13 protein-coding genes are annotated in these 14,652 nt (G+C 49.7%); 1 reads left to right on the top strand and 12 read right to left on the bottom strand.

Translation table 11 applies throughout. The annotated features are described in order from the left end of the window. Positions 1–21: 21 nt before the first annotated feature. The 5 genes from spoIIR to HDCHBGLK_RS07260 all read right to left on the bottom strand — a co-directional run bounded on the left by spoIIR (position 22) and on the right by HDCHBGLK_RS07260 (position 4,338). Positions 22–705 (bottom strand): stage II sporulation protein R, encoded by a 684-nt coding sequence (gene spoIIR, locus HDCHBGLK_RS07280; RefSeq protein WP_004607852.1) that lies wholly within the window; start codon positions 703–705, stop codon positions 22–24. A gap of 64 nt (positions 706–769) precedes the next feature. Beyond that, entirely contained in the window at positions 770–1,447 is a 678-nt protein-coding gene (locus HDCHBGLK_RS07275) for a GntR family transcriptional regulator (RefSeq protein ID WP_039909911.1), read from the bottom strand. Positions 1,448–1,450: 3 nt separating this feature from the next. After that, positions 1,451–2,326 (bottom strand): 4-(cytidine 5'-diphospho)-2-C-methyl-D-erythritol kinase, encoded by an 876-nt coding sequence (gene ispE / locus HDCHBGLK_RS07270; protein WP_004607854.1) that lies wholly within the window; start codon positions 2,324–2,326, stop codon positions 1,451–1,453. Positions 2,327–2,359: 33 nt separating this feature from the next. Next, entirely contained in the window at positions 2,360–3,919 is a 1,560-nt protein-coding gene (locus tag HDCHBGLK_RS07265; RefSeq protein WP_004607855.1) for a DUF3794 and LysM peptidoglycan-binding domain-containing protein, read from the bottom strand. An 11-nt stretch (positions 3,920–3,930) separates the two neighbouring features. Next, positions 3,931–4,338 (bottom strand): protease complex subunit PrcB family protein, encoded by a 408-nt coding sequence (locus tag HDCHBGLK_RS07260; RefSeq protein WP_009247900.1) that lies wholly within the window; start codon positions 4,336–4,338, stop codon positions 3,931–3,933. A 119-nt stretch (positions 4,339–4,457) separates the two neighbouring features. Here HDCHBGLK_RS07260 and malQ point away from each other — a divergent pair, with 119 nt between their 5' ends. Then, the gene (gene malQ, locus HDCHBGLK_RS07255; protein ID WP_004607857.1) at positions 4,458–5,966 is read left to right on the top strand and encodes a 4-alpha-glucanotransferase; all 1,509 of its coding nucleotides are present in this window, start codon (positions 4,458–4,460) and stop codon (positions 5,964–5,966) included. 47 nt (positions 5,967–6,013) lie between these two features. Here malQ and HDCHBGLK_RS07250 read toward each other — a convergent pair whose 3' ends face one another. From HDCHBGLK_RS07250 to baiCD, 7 genes are read right to left on the bottom strand one after another with little or no spacing between them, the layout of a single operon-like run. Next, entirely contained in the window at positions 6,014–6,568 is a 555-nt protein-coding gene (locus HDCHBGLK_RS07250; protein WP_004607858.1) for a nuclear transport factor 2 family protein, read from the bottom strand. A 31-nt stretch (positions 6,569–6,599) separates the two neighbouring features. Further along, complete coding sequence (gene baiH, locus HDCHBGLK_RS07245; RefSeq protein ID WP_004607859.1) at positions 6,600–8,585, bottom strand: 7-beta-dihydroxy-3-oxo-5-beta-cholanoyl-CoA 4-oxidoreductase BaiH; 1,986 nt, start codon at positions 8,583–8,585, stop codon at positions 6,600–6,602. A 27-nt stretch (positions 8,586–8,612) separates the two neighbouring features. Next, positions 8,613–10,046 carry an MFS transporter gene (locus HDCHBGLK_RS07240; protein WP_004607860.1) on the bottom strand — a complete coding sequence of 478 codons (1,434 nt, stop codon included), beginning with the start codon at positions 10,044–10,046 and terminating at the stop codon, positions 8,613–8,615. A gap of 4 nt (positions 10,047–10,050) precedes the next feature. After that, complete coding sequence (gene baiF, locus HDCHBGLK_RS07235; RefSeq protein ID WP_004607861.1) at positions 10,051–11,331, bottom strand: bile acid CoA-transferase BaiF; 1,281 nt, start codon at positions 11,329–11,331, stop codon at positions 10,051–10,053. A 50-nt stretch (positions 11,332–11,381) separates the two neighbouring features. Then, positions 11,382–12,131 (bottom strand): SDR family NAD(P)-dependent oxidoreductase, encoded by a 750-nt coding sequence (locus HDCHBGLK_RS07230; RefSeq protein ID WP_004607862.1) that lies wholly within the window; start codon positions 12,129–12,131, stop codon positions 11,382–11,384. Between the two features lie 32 nt (positions 12,132–12,163). Further along, a complete protein-coding gene (gene baiE / locus HDCHBGLK_RS07225; RefSeq protein ID WP_009247905.1) occupies positions 12,164–12,664 on the bottom strand; it encodes a bile acid 7alpha-dehydratase in 501 nt (166 codons plus the stop codon). 44 nt (positions 12,665–12,708) lie between these two features. Continuing rightward, entirely contained in the window at positions 12,709–14,628 is a 1,920-nt protein-coding gene (gene baiCD, locus HDCHBGLK_RS07220; protein ID WP_004607864.1) for a bile acid Fe-S flavoenzyme BaiCD, read from the bottom strand. Between the last annotated feature and the right edge of the window lie 24 nt (positions 14,629–14,652).

Here is a 14,652-nt window from a genome sequence, read left to right as displayed (position 1 = left end):
AAAACTGCCTCCATGTTTCTCCTAATCCTCTTCGGAATCCTCTCCGAAGAAGAACCATTTTATCTTAAAGTCCGAGGTAGCGGTAACCATCTCGTATTCCTCTGCCGTCAGCGCTTCTTTCAGTTCTTCTTTCCCATCATCGCTGACTACGGCACAGGTAGAATTGGTAAAGCACAGGTTGGGATACAGGACGCACCACCAGTTATGGCCTTTGGCCTTTCCAAGTTTGATCCTGAGCGCCTCGTAATCTCCTTGCGGAAACAGGATGTCTCCGTAACGCTTATCCGGGAAATAACAGGTGGTCACTTCCGCCTCCGCCTGATAGGAGTATCCTTCCCTTGCGATCACGCTGTCGGCTACCTGTTCCAGTTCCTCCAGATGTGCCTTGGCCCACTCCTTCGTATCCTTTGCATCCGTACTTCCTTCTATCTCTTCATCCATGCTTTCCTTCATATAAGTAATGACTGCGTCCCGCACCTTCAGTTTCACTGCCTGATCCTCGTCGCTGTCGCTGTTGGCCAGCACATGGAAGCGAAACACTTCCTTCGCCAGCGACTCCTGGGTACGAGCGACCTTCGCGTCCACCTGCTTCATGCGGCTTGCGGTAAGAAGCAGCGTTGCGGCCAGGGCAATGCAGATTCCAAGTATAACACAGATGATCTGTCTGATTCTATATCTTTCCAAATAATTTTTCTTTCCTTCCATATGTAACGTACCTCCTTCACTGTTATTAGGAGTCTTGACATATGAAAGGCCTTTTATTCAACTGCTAGCTATGTTTTGCCCGGATCACGTCGATCACCGTCTCTACCTGGTTGTCAATATGCCTGCACATGACCTCCGTGGCCTTCTCTTTCTCGTTATTCTCGATATGACGGATGATCGCCTCATGCTCGGCAATGAGCTGGGGAAACACGCCGTCCCGCTTCAGATACTCTACCCGGTAGCGATACATCTGCTCACGCAGGTTGTTAAGAAGCTGGATCAGCTTCTGGTTATCCGTTGCTGTATAGATAATATCGTGGAAACATACGTCCACTTCCGCAATCTCGGTAATATCACTGCTATTTACCACCTGCTGGAACTCCTTTGCCACGCGTTCCAACTCGCGTATCTCTTCTTTGGTAATCTTCTCGCACGCCAGCTGTACGGCCAGTTCTTCCAGCGCTCTTCGCACTTCCAGGACGTCTCTTAGACTCTTCTCCGTAATCTCAGCTACCTCGGCCCCTTTTCTTGGAATCATCAGGACAAGGCCTTCCAGTTCCAGCTTGCGGATGGCCTCCCTAATCGGCGTACGGCTTACTCCCAGCTTATTGGCAAGTTGGATCTCCATAAGCCTCTCGCCCGGCTTTAACTCGCCTCGCAGGATCGCCTGGCGAAGCGTATTGAACACCACGTCCCGTAAAGGCAGGTACTCATTCATATTCACTTTAAAGTTCGGTTCCATCATTTATTTCCTCCTTGCATTATGTACGCCGGTCACGTACGCCTGCTTCGCCAATTGTAACTCCTTTATCCTCGCGGCAGCCTTCTTGGCCCTCTTCTTGTCTTCGAACAGCCCGAATACGGTAGGGCCGCTTCCGCTCATCATGGCATTTAGCGCGCCTTCTTTGCGCATCACGTTCTTAATCTCTTCGATGACCGGATGTTCCTCTATGGTTACATTTTCCAGCACATTGCCCATGCTGGAGGCTACCTTCTTAATATCCCCATCTTTTAGCCCCTTTATGATTCCATCAATGTCCGGATGTTCGATACTGTCATAAGAATCCAGTTTCTCATAGACCAGCTTGGTAGATACGCTGATCGGCGGCTTGGAGAGCAGGACATGGCATTTGGGCATATTTGGAAGGGGCGTCAGAATCTCTCCGATTCCTTCTGCCAGCACGGTTCCCCTCATGATACAGTAAGGCACGTCGGCTCCCAGCGACACTGCGCGTTCCATCAGGTCTTTCTGTGACAGTCCAAGTGAAAACATACGGTTTATCCCAAATAAGACTGCCGCTGCATTGGAACTTCCTCCAGCCATCCCGGCAGCCACTGGAATATGCTTATCCAGGGTGATCTTTACGCCCTCTTTGATGTGGAACTCCTCCATCAGCAGGCTGGCTGCCCGGTAAGCCAGATTATTCTCATTTACCGGCAGGTAGAACAGGTTGGTGGACAGGCTGATTCCCGGCTCCTTCCTCTTCTCAATGCGAATCTGGTCATAGAGATACACTGTCTGCATTACCATTCGTACGTCATGGTAGCCATTCTCTCTCTTTCCCAATACATCCAGTCCCAGATTTATCTTTCCCAGTGCTTTTAAGTCCAGCTTATCCATATGTTTTCTCCTTGTATCTTGTATACAGTGTACCTACAGTATACTCATATTCTCCTTAAAAATCAATATCTTATCCCCTGGTTTTATCTCATCTTTTTCCAGTCCGTTTACCTCCATGATTCCTTCTACCGTGGTGCTATATCTCTTGGCAAGATCCCACAGCGCATCGCCTTCTCTCACGATGTAGCCGGTAATTCCAGGCCTTCTTTCCACCTCTTCCATATCAATGGGCGCAAACTCCACTTCCTCAATATTCATGATTCGAACCGGCTTCTTCAGGAAGCTGTTGAATGCAAGCACAGCCTTGATCTCAATCTCATCGCTGCCCAGAAGCCCTATGGAGAGCTGCTCCACCGCAGAAGTCAGCCCATAGACCATATCCGCGGAAGCCTCGTTGCCCTCAAGCAGATAGGAAAATGGTATCATTCCCTGCCATGTATCAAACGGTATGGTATCATCCGCCTTTACATACAGAAAACTGATGTGCAGCACGCCTTCGATCTGAATTCCATTGTCCGCTGGTTCCGTCCGCTCGATCTGGATCCGGGCGCTGCTGTGGCAGATCTGCAGGATATCATCTTTAATCTCCGGGAGGGAGAGCTGCTCTGTCACCTTGCATTTAGAGTGGTTCTGCAACAGAAGCTGCTCCATCCACTCTTCTTTCACTCTTGGAGTGCACGCCTGCTCCAAGGAATAGATGTCCGAAAGGATATCAACCTGTTCTTCTTCATATATGATCAGCCGTACTTCCAGGGTCGCCTCTACTCCGATCAGGCGCATTTCTCCATCCTCATCCATACGCACGTCGATGTTCACATCCGTAAGTTCTGGATATATCTGGTGATACATATTATCCTGTACTCCATAGCATTCTATACGTCCTTCATATGGAATTGTCTGTTCAATCCAGTCCGTCTTGCCATCCAGAGACTCATAGAAGCAGAAAAGCAGCAGTTCGCCCTGTAGTTTCAGTTCGTCCGCCTCAAGCCTCGTATCCAGCTTCCTGCTGTTGACCTCCGTCCACAAAAGCGTGCCGATATTCTCCTTCGTGCCGCTGATGGAAACCTCTTCCTTAATGCGGTATGTATCCTTTTTCGTGGTGAATACCCGAAGCAGTTCCTTGCTCTCATGCCGCTTATAAAGGGGCGTATCGCTGTCAATGTCCGTAGTGATCTCCGCTTCCTTACGTCCTTCAGAGCAGATGGATATCTCAGCCAGGGTCTTAAGATTCAATTTTCGGGAATGAATGGCCGTGACGGTCAGATCTACGCTTGAGGACTGGATGAACAGGTCTCCCACCGGATCTTGCTCCAGATAGATCATCTCTTCAAAGGGAATCCGTCCCTCCAGACAGGACAGGCGTGTCTCGCCCTCATCCGTCACATAAAGCACCTTGAAGTTCAGCTTGCCGGCCACCCGGATATAATTTTCCACAATCTTCATATCTTCAACCGCCAGCGTTCCCTCGCCAAGTATGACTCTTTTCACATCGCTTTTCGCGTCCGGTACATTATAATCGTCATCAATGTAGAACTGGTCAGTGATGGTCTTGCCAGTCCTGTAAGTCTGCATCTGCTTTGTTACATATTCCATATCTGCGCCTCCTACTTAAATACTACTTGTTTATCTGTATACTCCATCTTTATTACCACGTAAGGATAGGTCTTCTTCTTAAGAATCTCCTCTTTTTTGCCGGGCCCTTGAAGACCGGTCTTTATGACGACTGAATTCCCGGTCTCATAGCATTGGAAAACTTCCACGCTATAGCCGGTGGTCTTCTTGGTTCCGTATCCTCTGGCTATGTACAGGTATCCTTTGTCCCCATAGTTTAGCTTCATCTGACCGCTCTTTTCTTCTTCTATCTGTGTCATGAATTCTTCCGGCACCTCCTCTTTGGAAAGAACCGTGAATTCAATATCCCGTATCTTCTCCGTGTCCAACTTTCCTGCGGCGCACGCCGTCAGGCCAAGAAGACAAAAGGCCAGCAGCAGTATTCCCCATCGTTTCTTCATAGAATCCCTCATAAGAGCATATTCTCTTTAACATCATACACAGCAATGCTAGGAAAAATACCAAATTTGTAGTATAATGAGGTCTATTCGTACGAAAATAGTATAGAAGGAGGAAACTCATGAAAGATAAAAGAAGACTCTCCGGCATCCTGCTGCATCCGACTTCGCTGCCATCGCCCTACGGAATTGGGGATCTTGGAGAGGCGGCCTACAAATTCGTAGACTTTCTTGCAACGGCAGGCCAGCATCTCTGGCAGATCCTGCCGCTTACGCACACCGGATATGGAGACTCGCCTTACCAGAGTTTTTCTGCCTTTGCCGGACAGCCGCTCTTGATCAGCCCTTCCGGCTTAAAGCGTCTGGGGCTTGTAGGAGATAAGGATCTGGAGGGCTGCCCTGCTTCCGACGACGAGCGCGTAGACTACGGAACACTGATCCCCTGGAAGCAGCATATCCTGGAAGCAGCATATCGGGAATTCTGCAGAGATGACTATGATAATCAGAAGCTGAAGGAAGGCTTTTCCAGGTTTGTCCAGGAACAAGGCTGCTGGCTTAATGACTATGCTCTGTTCATGGCATGCAAGGAACGAAACGAAGGGCGCAGCTGGCTGGAATGGGAAGATCAATACCGCAATCCCACAGAAGACATAAAAGACCGGCTTCGAGGCCGCCTGGCACAGACCATTGGCTTCTACCAATTCACGCAGTTCTTGTTCTTTGATGAATGGATGCGCCTGAAAGAATATGCCAATCAAAAGGATATCCGGATTATCGGGGATATCCCCATATTTGTTTCCATGGACAGCGCAGACGTATGGGCCAGCCAGCATCTCTTCCAACTGGATTCAAACGGCTATCCCCTCAAGGTGGCCGGGGTTCCGCCGGATTACTTCTCTGCCACGGGACAGCTGTGGGGCAATCCGCTGTATGCCTGGGATGCCCATAAGGAAGAAGGCTTTGCCTGGTGGATCTCCAGAATCCGGCACCAGCTGGATGTCCTTGATATCCTCCGGATTGATCATTTCCGCGGGTTTGAGGCCTACTGGTCGGTGGAATACGGGGAGAAGACCGCCATCAACGGGCAATGGGTGCAGGCTCCTGGCTATGAACTCTTTAACGCCATCCAGAATGCCCTGGGAGACGATCTTCCTATTATCGCCGAAGATCTGGGCATCATCACCGATGAGGTCAATGCGCTGCGAGAACATTTCCATTTCCCGGGAATGAAGGTGCTTCAGTTCGCTTTTGATTCTACTTTAGAGAGCAGCTATCTTCCGCATCAGTTTACTTCGCCGGACTGCGTCTGCTATACAGGTACCCACGACAACGACACCACTTCCGGCTGGTACCAGCATCTTCCGCCCGACTGTCAGGAAAAGGTGCGACGCTATACCTGCTGCAAGGACGCGCCGCAGATTGGCCGCTGCCTGATCCGCACCTGCCTTGGGAGCATTGCCCGCTACAGTATCTTTCCGCTGCAGGATCTGCTAGGCTATGGCTCGACGGCCCGCATGAACATTCCTGGCACGGCTTCTGACAACTGGAGCTGGCGCTTTAAAAAGGACGCTTTAAGCCCTTCCCTTGCCGAGGAATTAAAAGAACTTACATTATTATATGGAAGAGGATAGTAAAAGACAGGATGATATCTCCCCGAAGATTCATCCTGTCTCCTTTTTTAAAAATCACATGTATCCCACTCTTCTGGCATCCAGCCTTCCGGTGGATTGATGTCATGGTAGCGGCCGTCAGCTTGCCGCTTGATCATACGCATCGTCTTGATGTGCCAGATTCCTTTTTCATCCTTGCAGAAATCATTACAGTATACCATCCATGTCTCCACGACTTCGCCGCTTTCCCGATAGACCTGGTGGTCCTCATACTGGAAGATTCCCCTGGCATTTTTCTCGTCCATGAGCCATACGAGAGGCTGATGGCCCATATGCATCGTTGCCAGAGGCGCATTGACCCATTTGGATGTCCTGGCCTGTTCTTCTGGCTTAGTTGATGCCAGATAGCCATTATAGTAGTATTGGAAGTCTTCATCGAACAGTTCCAGGCAGAATTCTTCTTTCTTCATATCCATGATCCACCAGTAATAATACTGGGTCTCAATGATCTTCTGAAGCTCGCACAGCCTCTGGGGCGTATACTCCTGCCTTCTGGCATGCTTCAAGGTATCAATGATCAGTTCCTGATCCTTGTCGCTGCCTGAGATTGCCTTCACTGCCATTTCTTAAGCCTCCTTTTTACTCTAACCGCTTTTACAGGCTGTATGCCTTCTCAAATCCTTCCCACATCGCGTAGCTTGCCTGGCGCGCCCTTACGGCATCACCGATGACATGTACTTCCGGAACGAATTCCTTGAGGGTCTCTGAAAGCGGATCGTAGTTTCTGGAACCAAGGCCAAAGAGGACATAGTCAAATCCTTCCAGCCACTCCTGCGTTCCATTCTGTCTCTGAACCTTTACTTCATGGTCTGTTACTTCCATGATCTTGGTATTGACGTTGATATGTACGCCCTTGCTCTTTAACTTGCGGATCAGCGGCTCGCGGTTTGGGGCGCATACGCCGGTAAGGAGCTGCGGAAGCATCTCCACAAGCGTTACATCAATATCTCCGATGCTTGCATCGTATCCTCTGGTATAAGAATTCGGACGTGCATTCTCCAGGACTGTCTCGGCAGTCTCGCAGGCAACAGCGCCTCCTCCCAGCACGCAGACGCGTCCCTTCGGAATCACGAACTTGCCGCGAAGGAAATCATGGGCGGTAAGCACCGGATAATCCTGTGTTCCTTTAATCGGTGGAACCAGCGGTTTCGCGCCTGTGGCAACGATCACCGCTTCCGGCGCCAGCGCCTTGACATCTTCTGCCGTCGCTTCTTTATTGAATTCAAACTTCACGCCTGCTTTCTTCGCACGATAGTTAAGATGCACCATCCACTGAGTCATCTCCTGCTTGCCCGGAGCCACTACTGCCAGGTTCAGCTGACCGCCGATCTTGTCATCAGCCTCCCATACGGTAACATCATGGCCTCGTTCCGCAGCTGTCACTGCAGCCATCATTCCTCCAGGGCCTGCGCCGATAACCAGAACCTTTTTGGACTTCCCGGCAGGCACATCCGGGAATTCATACTCCCGGCCAAGCCTTGGGTTAATATGGCAATGGCACTCAGGCGCTGCCTCGGAACGGCTGATGCAGCTTCCTCCGCAGCTTGCGCAAGGAGTGATCTCGTCAAACTGACCTTTTACTGCCTTCTTGCAAAGATCCGGATCTGCCAGAAGCGGACGTCCCATAGCCACGCCGTCTACCAGGCCGCGCTCTACGATCTCTGCCGCATAGCGGATATCGTTGATCTTGCCTACTGCATAAACCGGAATGCCCACTACTTTCTTGATCTCAGAAGCTTCATATACATTGACGCCCCTGCTCTTATTCTGGCAAGGAATGATATGTTCCAGGCCTTCATACTGGGTTCCGCCGGATATTTCCAGCATGCTTACGCCAGCAGCCTCGAACTTCGGCGCCAGGTAGAGCATATCTTCAAGGCTGTTGCCTCCTACCATTCTCTCGTCTCCGGAGATACGAAGGAAAATAGGGAAATCAAGGCTCACATTCCTGCGGGCCTCCTCAATCATCTCGATCACAAAACGGGCACGGTTGTCAAGGCTTCCGCCATATTCATCCATGCGCTTGTTTCGAAGTGGTGACAGGAAGGATCCTGGCAGCATATATGCATGCGCGCAGTGCAGAGAGATCGCCCCGCAGCCTGCTTCCTCGGCGCGGCGCGCCGCCTGGCCGAACTGCTTTATAATGTCATGGATCTCATCTATACTGATCGATCTGCTCACATGGCAGTTAGCATTGGTGTTGGCAGAAGGGCCAAGCGGAGCGATATGCCGGTAGCCGCATATGGATTCCGGACCCGGATGAATGATCTGCGGCACCAGCGTGCTGCCTGCTTCTTTTATTCTGTCGGCAAATTCCTTAAACTGGGGAACCAGTTCATCACGGTCAAGGGCCGTTGTATTTCCCATATAAGGATACTTGCTGTCTATCGTCACCGCATCGATCATGACGTAGCCTGTGCCTCCCTCGGCGCGGCGGACAAATACGTCCGCCAGCCTCTTAGGCACAGTTCCGTCTGCTGCTTCATAGTCCATGCTCATGGGAGCCATGCCGACACGGTTAGACAGTGTCAGGGATCCGATCTGAAGCGGCGAAAATAATCTGGAATGTTTCATATCCATTTATAATTACCTCTTTTCTTAACTTATTTATGCCTCTTTCTTCTGATAGATTCTTGGCAGCATTCTCACAAGGATGATTCCCACAACGATACATCCAAGTTCAACCAATGTCAGCGTCTGGATGGATGAGATGGCTGCTTTTACCGTAGCGGCGCCTTCTTCCATGCCGCCTGACGCATATTTTGCGATATTCGCTGTTACGCCGTTGGCAAACATAGGCACGAACACTGCCACGCCGAATGGTGCCGAGATATCTCTGAACAGGCCATAGGTTCCAGTACCAGAGCCAGCTACTTCGCTGGACAGGCCGGAAAGCGCTACCTTCATGAAGATGGTTGCATTTCCCCCAAGGCCAAATCCAAGGATTCCCAAGGATGCCGCAAAGATAGCGACGGAGGAATCTGCCTTGAACAGATACATCAGCGCACAGCCGATGGCTGTCAGTACCAGAGAGAATGTCAGAACCGTCTTTGGCTCTTTCTTATCTGCAACAGGTCCAATGATAACGGAGCCTAAAGACATTCCTATGTACATGATGGAGATCGCAAAACTTGATATAATGACATTGTCCGGCTGGGTATAGCGCACGAACACGATGACATTGGTCATATTTGCCATCATAAGTCCCTGAGTAAGGAACAGGATCAATACTGGAAGCACGAATTCCTTGCGTGCCATAAACTTGCCGTTCATGATCGGACTCTTCGCTTTCTTTTCTACCATTACCAGGATGAAAAGCGCCACCAGCGCTACTGCCGCAGCTGCGATAAATGCTGTGGAAGACCATCCGATGTTCTGTCCGAAGGATGGGATGCACAGGAACAAGCTGAAGAATACGACTACCAGGGCTGCGCCCGGCTTGTCAAATCCTGCCATGCTCTTCTTCTCAAATGCAGTCTTCTTAATGGAGAATGCACAGATTATGAATACAGCCACGCACAGAGCGACGCATACCCACATCATGACTCTCCATCCTGCCGCATTCATGATCAGGCCTCCACAGGTAGGTCCCACCACAACGGCGCCGCTGGAGATCAGCATATAAAGGCCAAAGGCCTTTCCTGTCTCCTCCTGCGGATACTCGGTTACGATATAGGCCATAACGATCGGCGAGATCGCTGCTGTTCCGATACCTACGATAAAACGGGCTGCCAGCATGAATATTAGGGACGTGGCTACGGCTGTCAGCACATTGCCGGCCGCAAAGATCACGATACCAAGAAGCAGCGTCGTCCTGCGTCCCAGCACGTCTCCCAGTTTTCCAAGGATTGGAGCGCATGCGGCGGAAGACATCGCCAGTGCCAGAGAAATCCATGTGGTATTATTATAGTCAATCCCCTGGTCCGCCACGAAGGCCGGGCCGAGAACGGCGGTAAAACCGCCGATCAGGCTCACCAGGAGTGCTGCAATTGCAAAGGGGACAAAACCTTTCTTATAATTAGGATTGGCTACGGTGCTCATACTCTTACTCCTCTTTCTTTCTCATATGTGGAATTACTTCATCCAGTCTATAGCGTTTGATAGTAGTGTCAAGGTCGAATTCATTGACGATGCCCTGCTCATAGAGTTCATCGATCTTTGCATCGTCATATCCCAGGTCTTTCAGGATATCGCGGTTATCCATACCGAACAGCGGAGCGCCTCTCCAGATCTCGGAAGGATTTCTCTTGAACTTGTTGATCAGTCCAAGGCCTGTAATATGTCCCATCATCGGGTCATCCCACTCCGTGATTGTCCCACGCGCTTTCCAGTGAGGATCGTTCAGGCAGTCTTCCAGCTCGTATACTCTCTGGCATGGAATCTGATGCGCCTGCATCTCCGCTTCTACTTCTTCCATCGTATGCTCAGATACATACTTCTCCATAGCCTTTTCCATTCTCTGTCCTACAGGAGTATAGATCATCCAGCCTGTGAAGCCTTCCGGGAAGTCCGGGTCTCCGGTTCCTGGTACAGGAAGTCCGATGATCGGAAATCCTCTCTTACATACTTCCGCACCGGTCATTCCGATGAAGATCGTACGTCCGTCTTTACAGGTGTAGAAACTGAACAGGGCAGCCTGCGCGTCCTTATTGCCGGTTCTTGGCATCTTCACGCCGTCTGTGGCGTACTGGATCATACGTCCGTCCATGATACGTGCCAGTGCTTCGTACTGTGCAACATCAACAGATTCTCCCTTTCCGGTAAGAATGGTGCTTACATAGCAGGCAAGCATAGCCCAGCATGTGGTAAGTCCGCATACGAAATCGCTCAGATAAGGATTGATCTTCAGCGCCTCCGTTGTTCCGTTCAGTGACATATAGCCGCTGAATGCCTGGCCTACTGCGTCATAGGATGCACGTGTAACGTAAGATGGGTCTCCTGTCTGTCCGTATCCGGATACGTGCACGATGGCAATCTTAGGATTTACTTCCCAGATGACTTCATCGGAAAGTCCCAGCCTGTCATACTGTCCGCCTTTGGATGACTCTACCCAGATATCTGCCCATTTGATCAGATCAAGGAAGATCTTCCTTCCTTCTACAGATTTGATATCCGCTACCATGGATAACTGATTACGGTGATTCTGTGGATAGCCGTACCATCCTCTCTGGTTGTCAGGTTTCTTTGGTCCTTCAAAATGGATGACCGTTGCTCCGCATTCTGCCAGAAGTCCTCCGCCTAAAGGTCCGGCAATGTTAGATCCGCTGTCAAGTATCTTAAGCCCTGCAAGAGCTCCGAATTTTGGAAAATCTTTTAATCCAGCCATGTTTTTATATCTCCTTTTCTATCACATATTCTACTTTGTAAAAATCAAAATTATGGTCTGTAAGCTCCGTCTACGCTAACCGTAGTAGCCGTAATGCCGCTTGCCAGGTCGGATGCCAGGAACAGGTATACATTAGCGATTTCTTCCGGCTCAAGCATTCTCTTCATCGGAAGCGCTTTCAAGTATCCTTCCATAATCTCCGGAGGATTGCCGTTGGTCATGTCTGTGTTGACAACTCCAGGAGCTACTCCTACTACACGGATGTTCTTACGGATGATCTCTCTTCCAAGTCCCTGGGTAAGGCCGATTACGCCTGCCTTGCTGGCCGGATAGCCTACGCCGGAGAGTGATCCGAAGATGCCTGTAACGGAAGCCGTATTGATGATTACGCCTTTCTTGGCCTCCTTCATGCATTGGTAAGCGGACCATGCGCCGTTGAATACGCCTACCACATTAATATCCATGATGTGCTTAAACTCTTCTTCTGACACTCTTGAGAATACGTTATTGCTGGTAATGCCCGCATTATTGATCATGACATCCAGTCTGCGATACTTCTGTGCCACCTGGCCTACCGCTGCCATAACCGCATCTCTGGATGTAAGGTCTGGCGCGAATCCCAGAACCTCTTCTTCCGGATAAAGTTCCTTTAACTGTGCAAGCGCTGTATCTACTTCTTCCTGCGTCTCTCCGAAGATGGATACTTTCGCTCCATTGTCGATAAATATTTTCGCAGCGGCGAATCCAATGCCTCTTGTGCCGCCCGTGATGATGGTAACCTTGTCTTGTACGAGATTCATAATCTTACTCCTGCCTTTCTTTTACAATGTTCTTATTTGTGCATGTTCATCGTGATATGGATCTTCGGATCACGCATGAAATGTTCTTCATAGATTCGTACATAGCCTGTTTCAAGGATGTACCACTGGCCTTCTATTTTCTCGTATTTGTCTGTATAGAACGCGCCGCCGTTAATCCCCACATCTTTGTACTTGCCGTCCGTAAAGATCAGTTTATCTTCCAGATACCATCTGCCCGTAGCCGTAGTCTCGCTGTCAATGGTGATCTCCGGCGTGTGGCCCATATGCATGCTGATCTCTTCTTTTGGCATTGTGCTCTTTAAGTAATCGGTAACTTCCTTCGGGCTATGGAATACCAGTTTCCCGTTGGAATAAGAGGTTACGATATTTGGTGACAGAGTGGTCTCCAGTTCATCCCACATCTTTCCGTCCAGGCAGCGGAAATACTTTCCTTTCAGTTCTTTGATCGCCTCGATATCCTTCATCTTCTGCAGTTCTTTTTCTAATGCTTCAACTCTCTCTTCTAATGTCATATGTATCATCCTTTCTATATGTATGATTGATAAGTTCTGATTTTCTAGATTGCCATTCCTGCGTCGTAGCCTTCGCGGGTCGCGATTGTGCAGTCTCTTGCGCCGGCAGCGTCTCCGATTACCTCAACCGGGATTCCAAGTTCTTCGCATCTTGCCTTCAGTCCATCGCTTGGACGTGCGGTAATTCCTGTACAGATAACGGCAGCGTCGCATTCCAGGACTCCCTGCGTCACTTCTTTGGTCTTCCTGTCTGTCATGATGTAGTGAACCTTGCCCTGCTCTAAAGCGGTGACATTTGTTCCGGACATCTTCGCAATCTTATAATATTTGAATTCCGGACTCATGAACATTCTGCGAAGCATGCTAAGGCCGGTACCTACGCCCTTCCTCTCGATTGCGATTACCTGTGCGCCTCTGGATGCCAGAAGTTCTGCGACTTCCGTACCAACCAGTCCGCATCCGATAACGGCTACACGGCCTGTAGGATTTACTTCCCCTTTCAGTACCTGATACTGAGAGTATACGCTTGGGCTGTCGATTCCTGGAATCTCAGGCAGCGCATAGGTAGAGCCAACTGCAATGATGACATTGTCCGGATTGAATTCCTTGATGGTCTCTGCTGTCACCTCGGTATTCAGACGTACTTCGATTCCAAGGCGCTCTACTTCTTTTGCTTCCCATTCTGCAGCATCTGCCCAATCCTGCTTCATCGGCGCTACGCCTGCCAGCCTGAACTGTCCCGCCAGCTTGTCGGATGCCTCGAAGATTACCGGGTTATGGCCTCTGGTCTTTAATACTTCTGCGGCGATCATGCCTGCCATTCCGCCTCCTACGATCATGACTTTCTTAGGAGCGTCTGTCTTTGGCATTCCCTGGTACTCTAAGCACAATCCTGGATTGTGGGTGCAGGTGATATGCTTCATCTTTGGATTAATGACTGCGTCATAGCATCCCTGGTCACATCCGATACAGTGACGGATCAAGTCTTCTTTGCCTTCTCTTACTTTGGTGATCCAATTCGGATCTGCAAGCTGGGCGCGTCCGATGCCTACCAGGTCAAACTTGCCTTCTTCAATCACCTTGTTTGCCATCTCTCCTGTATTGATACGGCCGACTCCCATAACCGGGATATTGATCTGCTTTTTAATATTGTAAATATTTTCAATGTTGAAGCCATGAGCCAGGTTGAATGGCGGTACTTCATATACAGTTGCGAATGAAGTCGCGTTTCCACGGGAAAGGTCTGCCACATCCACGCCAAGTTCTGCGCACTTGTTGATAAATGTAACGATCTCTTCCTCTGTCATGGTCTGTTCCATCAGTTCATCGATACAGTCTGCACGCATAAAGAATGGCATATCATCCGGAATATTAGACCGGATTGCCTGAACGACTTCATAGCAGAATCTGCAGCGGTTCTCAAAACTTCCGCCGTACTCATCCGTACGTTTATTCATTCCCGGGCTTAAGAACTCGTGAGGCAGATAACTGTGGGCCGCATGGAATTCCACTGCATCAAATCCAGCCTGAACAGCCAGTCTTGCGCCGCGTCCGAATTCTTCTACAATCTCATGGATTCTCTCTACCGTAAGAGTGTCCGGAGTTTCCAGAGTGTTGGTCTCATCAAAGAACATCTGCGGGCTGAACCCACCATGCCACAACTGGATCCCCATCTTGCCGCCTGCTTCATGGACTGCATCCGTCAATTTCTTAAACTGTTCTACATGATGGCCCGTGTAAAGCCCCATATACATATAAGCGTGAGGCGCCGGACATAAGGCTACACATTCAAATATATTTAACGCGCATCCCGCTTTTGCCCTGGCAACATGGTAGGCTATCATATCCTCGCCAATGTCGTGCTTATTCTTTGCCATCTTGGTGTTCATTCCAGGCAGGACGATACGGTTCTTAAGTTCCAGTCCTCTGACCTTGAATGGTGAAAAAAGTGCTTCGTAACTCATTTTGTTACTCCTCCTTTATATAAT

This window comes from [Clostridium] scindens ATCC 35704, from assembly GCF_004295125.1.
In the GTDB taxonomy this organism is placed as follows: Bacteria; Bacillota; Clostridia; order Lachnospirales; family Lachnospiraceae; genus Clostridium_AP; species Clostridium_AP scindens.
The sequence above is the reverse complement of the archived record's forward strand: the minus strand, read 5'-3'. Positions and strand labels throughout refer to the sequence as shown.

Excerpts from the sequence above, each read along its gene's own strand:
- spoIIR (WP_004607852.1), bottom strand. The coding sequence starts at position 705 with ATGGAAGGAAAGAAAAATTATTTGGAAAGATATAGAATCAGACAGATC.
- HDCHBGLK_RS07275 (WP_039909911.1), bottom strand. The coding sequence starts at position 1,447 with ATGGAACCGAACTTTAAAGTGAATATGAATGAGTACCTGCCTTTACGG.
- ispE (WP_004607854.1), bottom strand. The coding sequence starts at position 2,326 with ATGGATAAGCTGGACTTAAAAGCACTGGGAAAGATAAATCTGGGACTG.
- HDCHBGLK_RS07265 (WP_004607855.1), bottom strand. The coding sequence starts at position 3,919 with ATGGAATATGTAACAAAGCAGATGCAGACTTACAGGACTGGCAAGACC.
- HDCHBGLK_RS07260 (WP_009247900.1), bottom strand. The coding sequence starts at position 4,338 with ATGAAGAAACGATGGGGAATACTGCTGCTGGCCTTTTGTCTTCTTGGC.
- malQ (WP_004607857.1), top strand. The coding sequence starts at position 4,458 with ATGAAAGATAAAAGAAGACTCTCCGGCATCCTGCTGCATCCGACTTCG.
- HDCHBGLK_RS07250 (WP_004607858.1), bottom strand. The coding sequence starts at position 6,568 with ATGGCAGTGAAGGCAATCTCAGGCAGCGACAAGGATCAGGAACTGATC.
- baiH (WP_004607859.1), bottom strand. The coding sequence starts at position 8,585 with ATGGATATGAAACATTCCAGATTATTTTCGCCGCTTCAGATCGGATCC.
- HDCHBGLK_RS07240 (WP_004607860.1), bottom strand. The coding sequence starts at position 10,046 with ATGAGCACCGTAGCCAATCCTAATTATAAGAAAGGTTTTGTCCCCTTT.
- baiF (WP_004607861.1), bottom strand. The coding sequence starts at position 11,331 with ATGGCTGGATTAAAAGATTTTCCAAAATTCGGAGCTCTTGCAGGGCTT.
- HDCHBGLK_RS07230 (WP_004607862.1), bottom strand. The coding sequence starts at position 12,131 with ATGAATCTCGTACAAGACAAGGTTACCATCATCACGGGCGGCACAAGA.
- baiE (WP_009247905.1), bottom strand. The coding sequence starts at position 12,664 with ATGACATTAGAAGAGAGAGTTGAAGCATTAGAAAAAGAACTGCAGAAG.
- baiCD (WP_004607864.1), bottom strand. The coding sequence starts at position 14,628 with ATGAGTTACGAAGCACTTTTTTCACCATTCAAGGTCAGAGGACTGGAA.